Source organism: Rhodococcus sp. 14C212 (genome assembly GCF_011058195.1).
Taxonomy (GTDB): domain Bacteria; phylum Actinomycetota; class Actinomycetes; order Mycobacteriales; family Mycobacteriaceae; genus Rhodococcus; species Rhodococcus aetherivorans.
Map to the genome: position 1 here is coordinate 1 of NZ_JAALEH010000046.1, position 13363 is coordinate 13363.

The window sequence follows — 13363 nt, forward strand, 5'->3', positions numbered from 1 at the left end:
CCCCGCACCGCCGCCACCACCGGTGGAGGACCTCGTCGGCGTGCAGACCCAGGCCGGCAGGCTCACCGAGTGGCTGAAGCTGGCCCTCGACGAACCCGAACTGCTGCGCACCCTCGGCGCCTCCCCCCACCTCGGAGTGCTGATCACCGGGCCCGCCGGCGTCGGCAAGGCCACCCTCGCCCGCGCGGTGCTCGCCGGCCGACGCGTCGTCGAGCTCGACGGGCCGAGCGTGGGCGCGACCGCCGCCGACGATCGGCTGCGCCGGGTGACCACCGCCGTCGCCGACCTGGCCGCCGGCGGGGTTCTGCTCGTCACCGACATCGACGCCCTGCTGCCCGCCACCCCCGAACCGGTGTCGGCGCTGATCCTCGACCAGCTGCGCCGCGCCGTCGACACCGTCGGGGTCGCGCTCGTCGCGACCACGGCGCACCCCACCGAGGTGGACTCGCGGGTCCGCTCCCCCGAGATCTGCGACCGGGAACTGGCCCTGCCCCTGCCCGACGGCGCCACCCGTCGCGCCCTGCTCGACGTGCTGCTGCGCCGGGTGCCCACCGACAACCTCTCGCTCGACGCCGTCGCCGCCCGCGCGCCCGGCTTCGTCGTCGCCGACCTGGCCGCCCTGTGCCGGGAGGCGGCGCTACGGGCGGCGGCGCGGGCGAGCCGCGACGACACCGAGCCGAGGCTCACCCAGGGCGACCTGCTCGGTGCGCTCGAGGTGATCCGCCCGCTGTCGCGATCGGGTACCGAGGAGCTGGCCATCGGCAGTGTCACCCTCGACGACGTCGGCGACATGGTCGACACCAAACAGTCGCTCACGGAGGCGGTGCTGTGGCCGTTGCAGCACCCCGACTCGTTCGCCCGCCTCGGCGTCGAGCCGCCGCGCGGTGTGCTGCTCTACGGACCGCCGGGTTGCGGCAAGACCTTCCTGGTGCGCGCGCTGGCCAGCTCGGGACAGCTGAGTGTGCACGCCGTCAAGGGCGCCGAGCTGATGGACAAATGGGTGGGCGCCTCGGAGAAGGCCGTGCGGGAGCTGTTCCAGCGGGCCCGCAACTCCGCACCGGCGCTGGTGTTCCTCGACGAGATCGACGCGCTCGCCCCGCGCCGCGGGCAGAGCTCCGACTCGGGTGTCACCGACCGGGTGGTATCCGCCCTGCTCACCGAACTCGACGGGGTCGAACCGCTGCGAGACGTCGTGGTGCTCGGCGCCACCAACCGGCCCGACCTGATCGATCCGGCCCTGCTGCGCCCCGGCCGGCTCGAGCGGCTGGTGTTCGTGCCGCCGCCGGACGCCGAGGCGCGCGCCGCGATCCTGCGCACCGCCGGCAAGTCGGTACCGCTGGCCGACGACGTGGACCTCGGCGCCCTCGCCGCGGACCTCGACGGCTACTCCGCGGCGGACTGCTCGGCGCTCCTGCGGGAAGCCGCGCTCGCGGCGATGCGCCGCAGCGTCGACGCCGCGGCGGTTACCGCCGGCGATGTGGCGGCGGCCCGGAAGGCGGTGCGCCCGTCGCTGGAGGCCGCGCAGGTCGAACACCTGCGGGCCTACGCCGAGGGGCGCTGACGATGCCGGCGACGACGGTGCGGTTGGACGAGCCGGTCGCGGGTCTCGCGGCGTTGTGCGCGGGTGCCCTCGCCGGCTTCGCTGTAGCGGTGGACGGGGTGGCGCTCCCCGTCGCTACGGGCAGCGCCACCGGGCCGATCGTGTTCGCGGTGGCGGCGGTGCTCGCGGTCGCGGGCCTGCAACACTCGGGGTCGCGCCGCACGGCGTGGTTGCTGGCGGCCGGCTGCACGGTGGTGCTCGGAACGGTGCGCTTCGCGGTGCCCGCCGCCGACCCCGACACCCTTACCGTGCTGCACCTGATCAGTGCGGGAGCCGCCGGGATCCTGCTCGGGGCGGCGGTCGCCGCGACGTGGGGCGAACCGGTCGGGCAGTGGGCGGTGGTCGTCGGGGCGTGGGCAGTGTTCCTGCTCGCCGGCCCGATGGGGACGTCCCTGCAGTCGTCGGCGCTGCCGTCGCCGCTGCAGTGGCCGCTCGCCGTCGCGGCCGGGGCCGTGGTGCTCGCCGCGTTCGTCGCGGGGGCCGGGGCCCGGGTGCAGCGGCCGGACGCGCGGCTGCCGATGGTCGCGGTCGGCGCGACGGCGGCGCTGACCGTCGGCATGCACGTGCTCGCCGGCTGGATGGACGAGCAGGCCACCTCGGCAGCGGTGTGGATGTGGCCGGCCGCCGCGGCCGTGCTCGCCGCGACGGTGCTCGGCACGGAGGCCGTCGCCCGTTTCCTGCCCTTCGCGGACGGCCGGTTCCCCGTCGCCGCGCTCGGGGCGACGGCCGCGGCGTACCCGCTGGTCGACGACCTTGCCGGGAGGGAGGTGTCCGCTTGGGTGCCCGCGGCCGGGGTGCTGGCAGTCGCGGCGGGAGCCGCGCTCGCATGGCGGGTCCCGCGGGTCGAGCTGGGCCTGGGGGTCGCCCTGGTCGTCACGCTGACCGCGGCGCTGTGGCCCGACGCCGCGGCGGACGGCCCGCAGTTGCTGGTGCGCGTGGCGCTGGTCGCCGCGGGCACCGGCCTGGCCCTGGGGGCGGCGCTGCCCGGTGCGGCACCGGTCGCCGCGATGGGCCTGGTGCTGCCGGTTGCGGCGGCCCCGGTCGCCGCGGTGTGGGCCTTACCCGCCGACCCGCGGCTGCTCACCGGTGCGCTGGCGGCGACCGGGGCGGTATGCGCCTGGCGCTGCCGGGGCTGACGTGGCCGGTCTCACTCGGCCCGGACGAGACCGAGGGCGGACAGATGCTCGAACACAAGCATCGAACCCGGTGCGACCTCGGGCAGGGCGCCGTACTCGGCGACGGTGAACCAGCCGAGCTCGGCGATCTCCGCCGCCGGGCGCGGTTCCCCGGCGAGCTCGGCCGTGAAGCAGGTCATGTACAGGCGGGTGCCGACCGGGTGGCCGAAGGCCTCGGCCTCGAAGATCCCGATCTCGGCGACGGTGCCGTCGACGAGGCCGACGCCGAGTTCCTCGCGGATCTCCCGGTGCAGGGCCTGCTCGGGGGTCTCGCCGGGATCGATCTTGCCGCCCGCCATGTAGAAGGCGGTCTTGCCGGCGGAGCGGGTCTGCAGCAGCCGTCCGTCGCGGACGTACGCGAGCGCGGCGGTACGGATCGGTCCGGTGTCGGGCATGAGGGCACTCTACGATGGGAATCGGACACCGGAGCGTCGGCGGCCGGTTCGCAACCATGCGAATGATCCCGGTAAGCTGACATCGAATCCGATTTGTCCATTTGCATAGCAGCGCGTGTATCGGGATTTCCCGGGTCCGCGTGGCTCAGGCATCGCCCCCTGTGGGTGACGCACAACAATTGCAAGCCTGTTACACCCCGCCGCCAGGCCCGACCCCGACGGAGTGCCTTTTGCTCGCCATACTCATCGCCCACGCGGTCGCCACTCTCGTCGCGCCGCCTCTGGTCAGAGTCATGGGGAGAAATGCGTTCCTACCGCTGGCGCTGGTGCCACTGGCGAGCCTCGGCTGGGTGATCGGCAACTGGGGCACGGAACGCACCCTGCACATCGCGTGGGCGCCGGGCCTGTCGATGGACATCGACATGCGCTTCGACTCCCTCGCGGCAATCATGTCGGCGCTGGTGCTGGGCATCGGCGCGCTCATCCTGCTCTACTGCGCCCGGTACTTCACCGACGCCGAGCCCCGGCTGGGGATCTTCGCCGCCGAGATGGTCGCCTTCGCCGGCGCCATGTTCGGCCTGGTGACCAGCGACAACATGCTGGTCCTCTACACGTTCTGGGAACTGACCACCGTGCTGTCGTTCCTGCTGGTCGGCCACTACGCGGAGCGGGCGTCGAGCCGCCGCGCCGCCACCCAGGCCCTGCTCGTCACCACCGCCGGTGGCCTCGCGATGCTCGTCGGCATCATCGTGCTCGGGCAATTGGTGGGCAGCTACAACCTCTCCGACGTGATCGCGGCCGCCCCGAGCGGCTGGCTGGCCGGGGTGGGTGTCGCCCTGGTGCTGGTCGGCGCCCTGTCGAAGTCCGCGGTGGTGCCGCTGCACTTCTGGCTGCCCGGCGCGATGGCGGCCCCGACCCCCGTCTCCGCGTACCTGCACGCCGCCGCGATGGTCAAGGCGGGCATCTATCTGGTGGCGCGGCTGGCTCCGGCCTTCGCCGATGCGGCGCCGTGGCGGCCCATCGTCGTCACCCTCGGCCTGGCGTCGATGCTGCTCGCCGGCTGGCGCGCGTTCCGGGCCTTCGACCTGAAACTGATCCTGGCGTTCGGCACCGTCAGCCAGCTCGGTTTCCTCATCGCCCTGGTGGGGATCGGCAGCCGGGAGGCGGCGTTGGCCGGCATGGCCATGGTCGTGGCCCATGCGATGTTCAAGGCCTGCCTGTTCATGGTGGTCGGCATCGTCGACCACGGCGCCGGCACCCGCGACATCCGCAAGCTCGCGCACCTCGGGAAGCGGGCGCCGTTCCTCGCGGCCGTCGCGGCCGTGGCCGCGATGAGCATGGGTGGCCTGCCCGTGTTCATCGGGTTCGTCGGCAAGGAGGCGGCCCTCGAGGCCGTGCAGGTGACGACCCTGCTGAGCCCGTGGGCCCGGATCGCGGTGCTCACCGCGATCGTCGCCGGGTCGATCCTCACCGTGGCGTACAGCATCCGGTTCGTGTGGGGCGCCTTCGGACGCAAGCAGCTCAAGCGCCCGAGTCCGGCCGTGCAGAACTTCCACGCCGCGGGACCGCTGTTGCTGTTCTCCCCGACCGTCCTGGCCTTCGGCGGGCTGGCCGCCGGACTCGCGGCGCCGTGGATCGACACGCTGCTCTCCCCCTACGCGGACACGCTGCCCAGCACCCTGGACAAGCCCTACCACCTCGCGCTGTGGCACGGCGTCGGCCTTCCCCTCGTGCTGACCGCAGTCGTCGTGGCCGGTGGCACCGCGCTGTACTTCGCACACCGCGCCATCTCTCGCCTGAGGTTCGAGCGTCAACTGTTCGGCAACGCCGACCGCATGTACGACGCGACGCTGCGCTTCATGGACACCGTGTCGATACGGCTGACCGGTTCCACCCAGCGAGGCTCGCTGCCGCTGACCCAGGGCATCATCCTGGTCACCCTGGTGGTGCTGCCCACCACGCTGCTGCTGGTGTTCGGCCCCGAGCGGGACATGGCGGTGCGGTGGTGGGACTCGTCCGTCCAGTTCGCGGCGGCGGCCATCATCATGTGCGGCGCCCTGGCGGCGACGGTGATGCGCAACCGCCTCGCCGGCGTGCTGCTCGTGGGCCTGACCGGATACGGGTGCGGCTTCCTGTTCGCCCTGCAGGGCGCCCCGGACCTCGCACTCACGCAGTTCCTCGTCGAGACGCTGACCCTCGTCATCTTCGTGCTGGTGCTGCGCAAGCTCCCCGCCGAGTCCCGTCCCGAACACGTCGTGGGCCGGAAGCTGCCGCGCGCCCTGCTCGGCATCGCCGTCGGCGCCGCGGTCACGACGATCGGGGTGTTCGCCACGAACGCCCGCACCGCCGACCCGATCGCGCTGCTGCTGCCGGAGGCGGCCTACGAACTCGGCAACGGCAAGAACGTGGTCAACGTGCTGCTCGTCGACATCCGGGCGTGGGACACCCTCGGGGAGATCTCCGTGCTGCTCGTCGCGGCGACGGGCGTGGCGAGCCTGGTGTTCCGCACCCGCCGCTTCGGTTCGGCGCCGCGCGTCTCGGACGCCCCCGCGGCGCAGCTCGACGCGATGTCGTCGAGCACCGAGACGACGTGGCTGCGTGGCGGGGACCTCATCGACCCGCGGCACCGCTCGCTCGTCCTCGAGGTCACGACCCGCCTGGTGTTCCCGACGATGATGGTGCTGTCGGTCTACTTCTTCTTCGCCGGGCACAACGCGCCCGGCGGCGGCTTCGCCGGCGGCCTGATCGCGGGGCTTGCGCTGGTGCTGCGGTATCTGGCCGGTGGTCGCTACGAGCTCGGCGAGGCGGTGCCCATCGACGCGGGCAAGATCCTCGGCCTGGGTCTGACGTTCTCGGCGGGCACCGCCCTGGTCTCCCTGTTCCTCGGCGCGCCGCCGCTGTCGTCGGCGACCGTCGAGATGACGCTGCCGCTGCTCGGCGACATCAAGCTCGTCACCGCACTGTTCTTCGACCTGGGGGTGTATCTGATCGTCGTCGGCCTGGTACTCGACGTGCTCCGCAGTCTCGGCGCGCGTCTCGATGCGGAGATCGTGGGTGAGAAGCGATGAGCGCGAATCTGACCATGCTCGCTCTGGTCGGGGTGCTGGTCGCCTCCGGGGTGTACCTGCTGCTCGAGCGCAGCATCATCAAGATGCTGCTGGGGTTGCTGCTGATCGGCAACGGCATCAACCTGCTGATCCTCACCCTCGCCGGGCCGGCCGGCGGCCCGCCCGTGGTCGGTGCCCGCAACGACCTGCACGAGAACATGGCCGACCCGCTGGCACAGGCGATGATCCTCACGGCGATCGTCATCACCATGGGCGTGGCCGGTTTCGTGCTGGCGCTCACGTACCGGTCGTTCACGCTCAGCGCCCGCGACGAGGTCGAGAACGACCCCGAGGACACCAAGGTGTCGCAGCGGCGCTCGCCCGCCGAGGCCCCCGACCGCGACCGTTCCGACGATCCGCTCACCGGCCTGCCGAGCCGCAGTGGCGACGCGTTCGACGCGGCCGGCAACCCGATCCCCCTGGAGGAACTCGTCAACCTCGACGACCTCGAATCCTACGAGGACCTGCACGACGGCGACTTCGACGACGAGACGGATTCGGCCTACAGCGACGGTGAGACGGCCCGCGGGGACGACGCACCGTCCCGGGGAGGAAGGACCCGATGACCCTGTCCGCGACGGCGCTGACCCCCCTGCCCGTCCTCATCCCGATGCTGGCGGCGGCCGCGACGCTGATCCTCGGGCGCCGGCCCCGCGCGCAGCGGGCCGTGACCGTCGTTGCGCTCGTCGCCGTGCTGGTGGTCTCGGGCCTGCTGCTGTACCTCGCCGACCGGGACGGCATCGCGGTCGTGCAGGTCGGCGGATGGGATTCCCCCATCGGGATCTCCCTGGTCGTCGACCGGCTCTCGGCGCTGATGCTGGTGGTGTCGGCGATCGTGCTGCTCGCCGTCATGCTGTACGCGGTCGGCCAGGGCATCCACGACGGCAACGACCAGCAGCCCGTGTCGATCTTCCTGCCGACATACCTGGCATTGACCGCGGGCGTGTGCAACGCATTCCTCGCCGGTGACCTGTTCAACCTCTTCGTCGGGTTCGAGGTGCTGCTCGCGGCGTCGTTCGTGCTGCTCACCCTGGGGGCGAGCGCGGACCGGGTCCGCGCCGGCGTCTCGTACGTGATGGTCTCGATGGTCTCGTCGCTGATCTTCCTGGCCGGCATGGCGTTCGCGTACGCCGCCACCGGCACCCTGAACCTGGCGCAGATGGCGGTGCGGATGGACGACGTGCCGGAGGGCACCCGCGCCGCGATCTTCGGCGTGCTCCTCGTCGCATTCGGCATCAAGGCGGCGGTGTTCCCGCTGTCGACGTGGCTGCCGGACTCGTACCCCACCGCCCCGGCACCGGTCACCGCCGTGTTCGCCGGCCTGCTCACGAAGGTCGGCGTCTATGCCATCATCCGGGCGCACACGTTGCTGTTCCCGGGCGGCGAGCTCGACAACGTGCTCCTGGTGGCCGGTTTGCTGACGATGGTGATCGGCATCCTCGGCGCCATCGCCCAGAACGACATCAAGCGTCTGCTGTCGTTCACCCTCGTCAGCCACATCGGCTACATGGTGTTCGGGATCGCCCTCTCGACGCAGGCGGGGTTGTCCGGCGCCGTGTACTACGTCGCCCATCACATCCTGGTCCAGACGACGCTGTTCCTCGTGGTCGGGCTGATCGAGCGGCAGGCCGGCTCGGCGTCGCTGCGGCGGCTCGGCGGACTCGCCCTCGCCAGCCCGGTCCTCGCGATCGCGTTCCTCGTCCCGGCGCTGAACCTCGGGGGCATCCCCCCGTTCTCCGGGTTCATCGGGAAGGTGGCCCTGCTGCAGGCCGGCGCCGCCGACGGATCCGTCCTGGCGTGGGGGCTGGTTGCGGGCGGCACCGTCACGAGCCTCCTCACCCTGTACGTCGTCGCCCGGGTGTGGACCAAGGCCTTCTGGCGGGCCCGCGCCGACGCCCCCGAGGGCGGCCTCGCCGACGCCGCCCCGTCCGCGCTGATCGACGAATCCGGGATGGAGGTCGCCTTCTCGGACCGGGCCGACGTCGGGCGCATGCCCCCGGCAATGCTGGTTCCGACGATCGGTCTCGTCGTCGTCGGCCTGGCCCTGACCGTGTTCGCCGGCCCGCTCATCGACATCAGCGACCGTGCCGCCGAGAACCTGCGGGATCGGTCCGTCTACATCGAAGCAGTGCTGGGAGGTCAGCCGTGACGAGTCGGTCGAATCTGCTCCGCCTGTTCGTCCTGGGCTGGATGACGCTGGTGTGGGTGCTGTTGTGGGGCACCTTCAGCGCCGCGAACCTGCTCGGCGGGATCGCCGTCGCGGTGATCGTCATGGTGATGCTGCCGCTGCCGCGGGTTCCCGTCGAGGGCCGCCTGCACGTGCTCTCCGCCGTGCGCCTGGCCACCGTGATCTTCGTGGAGACGATGAAATCCACGGTCTCGGTCGCGTGGCTCGCGATCCGGCCGGCGCCGCCGCCGGTGACCGGTGTGCTGCGGTGCCGGCTCACCATCAAGTCCGATCTGGTGCTCACCCTGTGGGCGGACATCATGAACAACATCCCCGGCACGATGGTCCTCGAGATCGACCAGGGCCGCCGGATCGTCCACGTCCACGTCCTGGACGTGGGCACCGACCGGAAGGTTGCGGACTTCTACCGCTCCGCGCGGCGCATCGAACGCCTGTTGATCTCGACGTTCGAACGCAACAACGAATGGCAGCCCAGCCCCTGGGTCGTCCGGGAGGAGGCGTGATGACCGTGATACTGGCGCTCTCGGGCGCTCTGCTGGTGGTCGCGGCCGCGCTGATCACCTACCGGGTGCTGGCCGGCCCCACCTCGCTGGACCGGCTGATCGCCCTCGACGCACTGCTGGCCGTCGCGATGTGCGGGCTCGCTGCGTGGGCGGTGCACAGCCGCGATACGACGATCGTGCCGGCCGTCGTCGCTCTGGCCCTCGTCGGATTCATCGGCTCGGTGTCGGTGGCACGCTTCCGGGTGCGTGACGACCAGTGACCACCGTGCTGGAACTCGTCGGCCACGTCCTCATCCTGATCGGCTCGGTCATCTCCCTCACCGCAGCGGTCGGCATCGTGCGCTTCCGCGACACCCTCTCGCGCATGCATCCCGCAACGAAACCGCAGGTGGTCGGCCTCCTGTTCGTGCTCGGCGGCGCGATACTCATCCTGCGGGGCAACGTCGACATCTGGATGCTGGCGCTGGCGGGCATGTTCATGGTGCTGACCGCTCCCGTCATCGCCCACCGGGTGGGCCGGCTCGCCTACCGGGAGCAGCTCGGCCGCGACGGTCTGCTCAGCGGCGACGAGCGGCCGCCGGACGGGAGCTGACCACGTCCGGCCGACGATCGCCGTCGGCCACATGGAACGTGACGTGGAAGGCCACCGCCACCACCACGAGCGAACCGATCAGGAGGGGCCCGGCGAGCACGGCGTGCTCCGCCATGAGACCCGGCAGGTACCGGTAGGCCGCCAGCTGCGCGGCCAGCACCGCCGCGCCGCCCGCGACGAGGCGGATGCGGAACCAGCCCCAGCCGCGGTCCGGGTCGCGCAGCGCGGCCTCGAGCGTCAGGCACAGCACCGCGCCGGAGACGAGGTCCACGCCGTAGTGGTAGCCGAAGCCCAGCGTGGCGGCGAGGGTGCAGCCGAGCCACCCGGTGCCGAGCAGCCGCAGCCAACCGGGACCGCCGCGGGTGTGCAGGAACAGCGCCAGCGCCCACGCGGTGTGCAGGCTCGGCATGCAGTTGCGCGGGGTGATCGCGTCGAACGGGATCGGCTGCGGGTCGGGATTCCACGGCACCGCAGCCGGCCAGAAGGTCCCCACCTGCCAGCCCTCGCCGTGGTCGCCGAACGCGAAGATCGGGCCCACCACCGGGAACAGCATGTAGATCAGCGGCCCCACCAGTCCGATGAGCAGGAAGGTGCGGACCAGGTGGTGCGCGGGCCAGGGGCGGCCGCCGCCGACGTTGCGGAGCTGGTACACGGCGACGACGATCGCCGCGACGGGCAGCTCGATGTACACCCAGTGCAGCACCGCGTACACGCCGGGCCCGAGCCATTCGAGCGCCCGGCCGGCCAGCCACGACGGATTGCCCAGCGCATGGTCGGCGAGCTGGACGTACTCGTCGAGCACGTCCGGCCGGGTCCGTGCGGTCAGTTCGAGCCACGTGTCGCCGATCTTGACCGAGAGCACCAGCAGCACCCCGAGGGCGATGCCGCGCAGCGCACCGCGGCGCGGGCCGCCCTGCAACGCGACCGCGACGTATCCGGCCAGCAGCACCAGCACGATCGTCGGCCCGTTCCCCACCGTCAGGGGGCCCCCGGTGAGGTACCGCTCGGCCGCGAACCCCACGTCGAGCAGCACCGCGGCACCGACGGACACGTACCGCAGGCGCGCGGTCAGGCCCACCATCGCCAGCGCGAGCCCGGCCCACGGCACGGACGCCGACTGCGGGATCGCGACGACGTCGCCGACGAGTCCGGGGACAGGGCCGGGGAACCCGCTGTACCGGGCGACCGTCTCGGCCACGAGGACACCGAGGATCGCGCCGGTCAGAGCGAGGGGCACGAACAGTTGCGGCACATGCGCCCGCTGCGCCTTCGGGCGCTCCACCCCTCGGATCGACACCGATACATGGTAAACAGCGCGTGAACTGTGCGAGAACGCGGTCGAGCGCTCAGGCGCGCAGCTCCTCCACGAGCGCGTCCACCACCGCGATGAGGTCGCCGCCGGTCTGCTCCGCGATCCGTCGTTGCCGCTGGTAGGAGGCCCCCCGCACGGGGATCTGCGCCACCTGGGCGAGTTCGTCCGCGCAGCCGAGCCGCGCCGCCGTGGGAGTGAGCTGCTCGAGCAGGTCGTTCAGGTCGTCGGTGACGAGACGCTCGTGGCACACCGGATCGAGGATCACCTCGGCTTCGAGGCCGTAGCGGGCGGCGCGCCACTTGTTCTCCTTGACGTGCCACGGCTGCAGGGTGGGCAGCTGCTCGCCCCGCTCGAGACGCTCGTCGTAGTACACGACGAGCGAGTGCACGAGGGCGACGAGGGCGGCCAGCTCGGCCTTGTTGGTGATGCCGTCGAAGACCCGGACCTCGATGGTGCCCCACCTCGGCGACGGACGGATGTCCCAGTGCATGCCGCCCGGCTTCGTGATGACCCCGGACTTGAGCTGGTCCTCGATGAAGCTCTCGTACTGGGCCCAGCTCTCGAAGTGGTACGGCAGTCCGGCCGTCGGCAGCTGCTGGAACATCAGGGCGCGGTTGCTCGCGTAGCCGGTGTCCACGCCCGCCCAGATCGGTGAGGAGGCCGACAGCGCCAGCATGTGCGGGTACTTCACCAGCAGCGCGTTGAGGATCGGGATGACCTTCTCCGCGGACGAGACACCGACGTGGACGTGCACGCCCCAGATGAGCATCTGCCGGCCCCACCAGCGGGTGCGCTCGATCATCTCGTCGTAGTCCGGGGACCGGGTGACGACCTGGTCGGTCCACTGCCCGAACGGATGGGTGCCGGCGCAGATCAGATCCACACCCGCGGGATCGGCGGCGGTGCGCAGCAGGTCGAGGGATTCGGCCAGGTCGTCGACGGCCTCGGCGACGGTGTCGTGCACGTCGGTGACGAGTTCGACGGTGTTGCGGAGGAACTCCTTGGTGAGCCGCGGGGTCTGCCCGGCGCGCCGCTCGACCGCGTCGAAGACGACTGCGGCGGTGTTCGACAGGTCGCGCGTCTTCTTGTCCACCAGCGCGATCTCCCACTCGACGCCGAGGGTCGGGCGGGGTGAACCGGGAAACGGTACAGGCACGAATCGATCCAACCACAGGGCCCCGGCGACCGTCGCCGGTCGCCGGGGCCCTGTGGGAAGAGTCTCGGGAGGTGGCCGTCAGGAGACGACGCCGCAGGCGAGACGCTCGCCGGCGGCCGTTTCCTCGTGGACGACGACGGACGTGCCGTCCCCGCCCTGCAGGTCGTCGAGGGTGAACGACTCGGTGGTGACGGTCAGCGACCCGGCGCCGCCCTCACGCACCACGACCGCACCGAGGTCACCGCTCTCGGGGACGCTGGTGTTGCCGCCGGCCTGCAGGTGTCCGCCCGCGGACAGGAAGTTGCCGGGCTCGCCTCCGGTCGGGGCGGTGGAGTTGGTCTCGCACTTGCCGACCTCGTGGACGTGGACGCCGCGGTAGCCGACCGGCATGCCCTCGAGCTCGACGGTCACCTCGACGGCTCCGTCGACCTCGGTGAAGGTGACCGTGCCGGCGGCCGCACCGGCCGGGGTCTGCAGCTCGGCGGAGTGCTCCGCGCCGCCGGCGCCACCCGACGCGCCCGTCGTGGCCTCCCCCGGGACAGCGCTGCCGCCGTGGGCCTCGTCGGCGCCCTCCGGCGCCGCGGAACCCGTCCACACCGGCGGGGTGGTGCCGGGGGTGTCGCTCGGCTCCTCGCTGTTCGAGCACGCGCTCAGGCCCACCGCAGCGATCGCGACGATCGGGGCCAGGGCACGCCAGGACATGCGACGGGTGGAACTCGAGGCCATCAAACCGCTCCTTCGAAGTGGCGAAAAGTCACCTGATCATAGCCGGGGGGCCGAAGCCCTCACGGCGAGGTGACGATGACGATGACGCCCGGCGACGAGTCCTGGATCCCGGCGAAGCGCGGCTGTGCCGTCACCCCCAGTGCCTCGGCCACCGCCTCCGCGGTCTGCCGCTCCCCCGGACCCGTGCCGTAGTACACGGACGTGGATTCGACCACGCCGTCGCTGTAGTTGCCCGTCTCCGCGACGGTGAATCCCTCGTCCTCGAGCAGGCCGGCGGTCTGGGCGGCCAGGCCCGAGACGTTGCTGTTGTTGAGCACCCGCACGGGGGCGGCGGCCCCCGCCGACGTGGTGGCGGAGACCGTCGTCGTGGCCGACGGAACCGCGCCGGGGGCGGTCGTCCTCGCCGACGTCGCAGCGAGCGGCGCCGACGTCGCGGACGTGGTCGCCGGGGCGGCCGCCGGTTCGGTCGCCGGCTCGGGAGCCGGGCTCTCGGAATCGGAACTTCCGAGCGAGGCGAGGCCGAGGCCGGCGAACAGGATGGCGAGAGAGATCAGCACCATCGCGAGCGCTCGCAGCGGCGGACCCGACGATTCCGAGGTTGTGCTCACG

13 protein-coding genes are annotated in these 13363 nt (G+C 71.9%); 8 read left to right on the forward strand and 5 right to left on the reverse strand.

Annotated elements, in window-relative coordinates; translation table 11 throughout:
- Nucleotides 1-1561: AAA family ATPase (locus G6038_RS18985; protein ID WP_165039348.1), on the forward strand; the 1561-nt coding region annotated here is incomplete at its 5' end.
- Nucleotides 1562-1563: 2 nt separating this feature from the next.
- The gene (locus tag G6038_RS18990; RefSeq protein WP_165039349.1) at nucleotides 1564-2736 is read left to right on the forward strand and encodes a hypothetical protein; all 1173 of its coding nucleotides are present in this window, start codon (nucleotides 1564-1566) and stop codon (nucleotides 2734-2736) included.
- Nucleotides 2737-2747: 11 nt separating this feature from the next.
- Here the strand turns inward: G6038_RS18990 and G6038_RS18995 are convergent, their stop codons facing one another.
- On the reverse strand, nucleotides 2748-3170 hold the full coding sequence (locus G6038_RS18995) for an NUDIX domain-containing protein (RefSeq protein ID WP_165039350.1): 423 nt from the start codon (nucleotides 3168-3170) through the stop codon (nucleotides 2748-2750).
- A 230-nt stretch (nucleotides 3171-3400) separates the two neighbouring features.
- On the opposite strand from G6038_RS18995, the gene G6038_RS19000 reads away from it, so the two are divergent.
- Genes G6038_RS19000 through mnhG form a run of 6 tightly spaced genes read left to right on the forward strand, consistent with a single transcriptional unit; the run spans nucleotide 3401 to nucleotide 9560 of the window.
- Nucleotides 3401-6238 carry a Na+/H+ antiporter subunit A gene (locus G6038_RS19000; RefSeq protein ID WP_165039351.1) on the forward strand — a complete coding sequence of 946 codons (2838 nt, stop codon included), beginning with the start codon at nucleotides 3401-3403 and terminating at the stop codon, nucleotides 6236-6238.
- Nucleotides 6235-6843, forward strand: coding sequence for a Na(+)/H(+) antiporter subunit C (locus tag G6038_RS19005; protein ID WP_165039352.1), 609 nt, complete (start codon nucleotides 6235-6237; stop codon nucleotides 6841-6843). The genes G6038_RS19000 and G6038_RS19005 overlap by 4 nt, the downstream gene beginning before the upstream one ends.
- Nucleotides 6840-8426: a Na+/H+ antiporter subunit D gene (locus G6038_RS19010; protein ID WP_165039353.1), complete on the forward strand. Its 1587-nt coding sequence runs from the start codon at nucleotides 6840-6842 to the stop codon at nucleotides 8424-8426. Before G6038_RS19005 ends, G6038_RS19010 begins: the two co-directional genes overlap by 4 nt.
- A gap of 41 nt (nucleotides 8427-8467) precedes the next feature.
- Complete coding sequence (locus G6038_RS19015) at nucleotides 8468-8968, forward strand: Na+/H+ antiporter subunit E (protein ID WP_240918587.1); 501 nt, start codon at nucleotides 8468-8470, stop codon at nucleotides 8966-8968.
- Nucleotides 8968-9228, forward strand: a complete 261-nt coding sequence (locus G6038_RS19020) for a monovalent cation/H+ antiporter complex subunit F (RefSeq protein WP_165039355.1) — start codon at nucleotides 8968-8970, stop codon at nucleotides 9226-9228. Before G6038_RS19015 ends, G6038_RS19020 begins: the two co-directional genes overlap by 1 nt.
- Complete coding sequence (mnhG, locus tag G6038_RS19025; protein WP_100057752.1) at nucleotides 9225-9560, forward strand: monovalent cation/H(+) antiporter subunit G; 336 nt, start codon at nucleotides 9225-9227, stop codon at nucleotides 9558-9560. The genes G6038_RS19020 and mnhG overlap by 4 nt, the downstream gene beginning before the upstream one ends.
- On the opposite strand, the gene G6038_RS19030 is transcribed toward mnhG, so the two are convergent.
- The 4 genes from G6038_RS19030 to G6038_RS19045 all read right to left on the reverse strand — a co-directional run bounded on the left by G6038_RS19030 (nucleotide 9526) and on the right by G6038_RS19045 (nucleotide 13362).
- Entirely contained in the window at nucleotides 9526-10842 is a 1317-nt protein-coding gene (locus G6038_RS19030; RefSeq protein WP_165039385.1) for a phosphatase PAP2 family protein, read from the reverse strand. The two genes, mnhG and G6038_RS19030, sit on opposite strands and share 35 nt — an antisense overlap.
- 64 nt (nucleotides 10843-10906) lie before the next feature.
- Nucleotides 10907-12028 carry a glutamate--cysteine ligase gene (locus tag G6038_RS19035; RefSeq protein WP_165039356.1) on the reverse strand — a complete coding sequence of 374 codons (1122 nt, stop codon included), beginning with the start codon at nucleotides 12026-12028 and terminating at the stop codon, nucleotides 10907-10909.
- A gap of 78 nt (nucleotides 12029-12106) precedes the next feature.
- Nucleotides 12107-12754 (reverse strand): superoxide dismutase family protein, encoded by a 648-nt coding sequence (locus G6038_RS19040; RefSeq protein ID WP_165039357.1) that lies wholly within the window; start codon nucleotides 12752-12754, stop codon nucleotides 12107-12109.
- Between the two features lie 59 nt (nucleotides 12755-12813).
- Nucleotides 12814-13362 carry a LytR C-terminal domain-containing protein gene (locus G6038_RS19045; RefSeq protein ID WP_165039358.1) on the reverse strand — a complete coding sequence of 183 codons (549 nt, stop codon included), beginning with the start codon at nucleotides 13360-13362 and terminating at the stop codon, nucleotides 12814-12816.
- Nucleotide 13363 lies beyond the last annotated feature (1 nt).

Excerpts from the sequence above, each read along its gene's own strand:
- G6038_RS19005 (WP_165039352.1), top strand. The coding sequence starts at position 6,235 with ATGAGCGCGAATCTGACCATGCTCGCTCTGGTCGGGGTGCTGGTCGCC.
- G6038_RS18995 (WP_165039350.1), bottom strand. The coding sequence starts at position 3,170 with ATGCCCGACACCGGACCGATCCGTACCGCCGCGCTCGCGTACGTCCGC.
- G6038_RS18990 (WP_165039349.1), top strand. The coding sequence starts at position 1,564 with ATGCCGGCGACGACGGTGCGGTTGGACGAGCCGGTCGCGGGTCTCGCG.
- G6038_RS19040 (WP_165039357.1), bottom strand. The coding sequence starts at position 12,754 with ATGGCCTCGAGTTCCACCCGTCGCATGTCCTGGCGTGCCCTGGCCCCG.
- G6038_RS19010 (WP_165039353.1), top strand. The coding sequence starts at position 6,840 with ATGACCCTGTCCGCGACGGCGCTGACCCCCCTGCCCGTCCTCATCCCG.
- G6038_RS19015 (WP_240918587.1), top strand. The coding sequence starts at position 8,468 with ATGACGCTGGTGTGGGTGCTGTTGTGGGGCACCTTCAGCGCCGCGAAC.
- G6038_RS19020 (WP_165039355.1), top strand. The coding sequence starts at position 8,968 with ATGACCGTGATACTGGCGCTCTCGGGCGCTCTGCTGGTGGTCGCGGCC.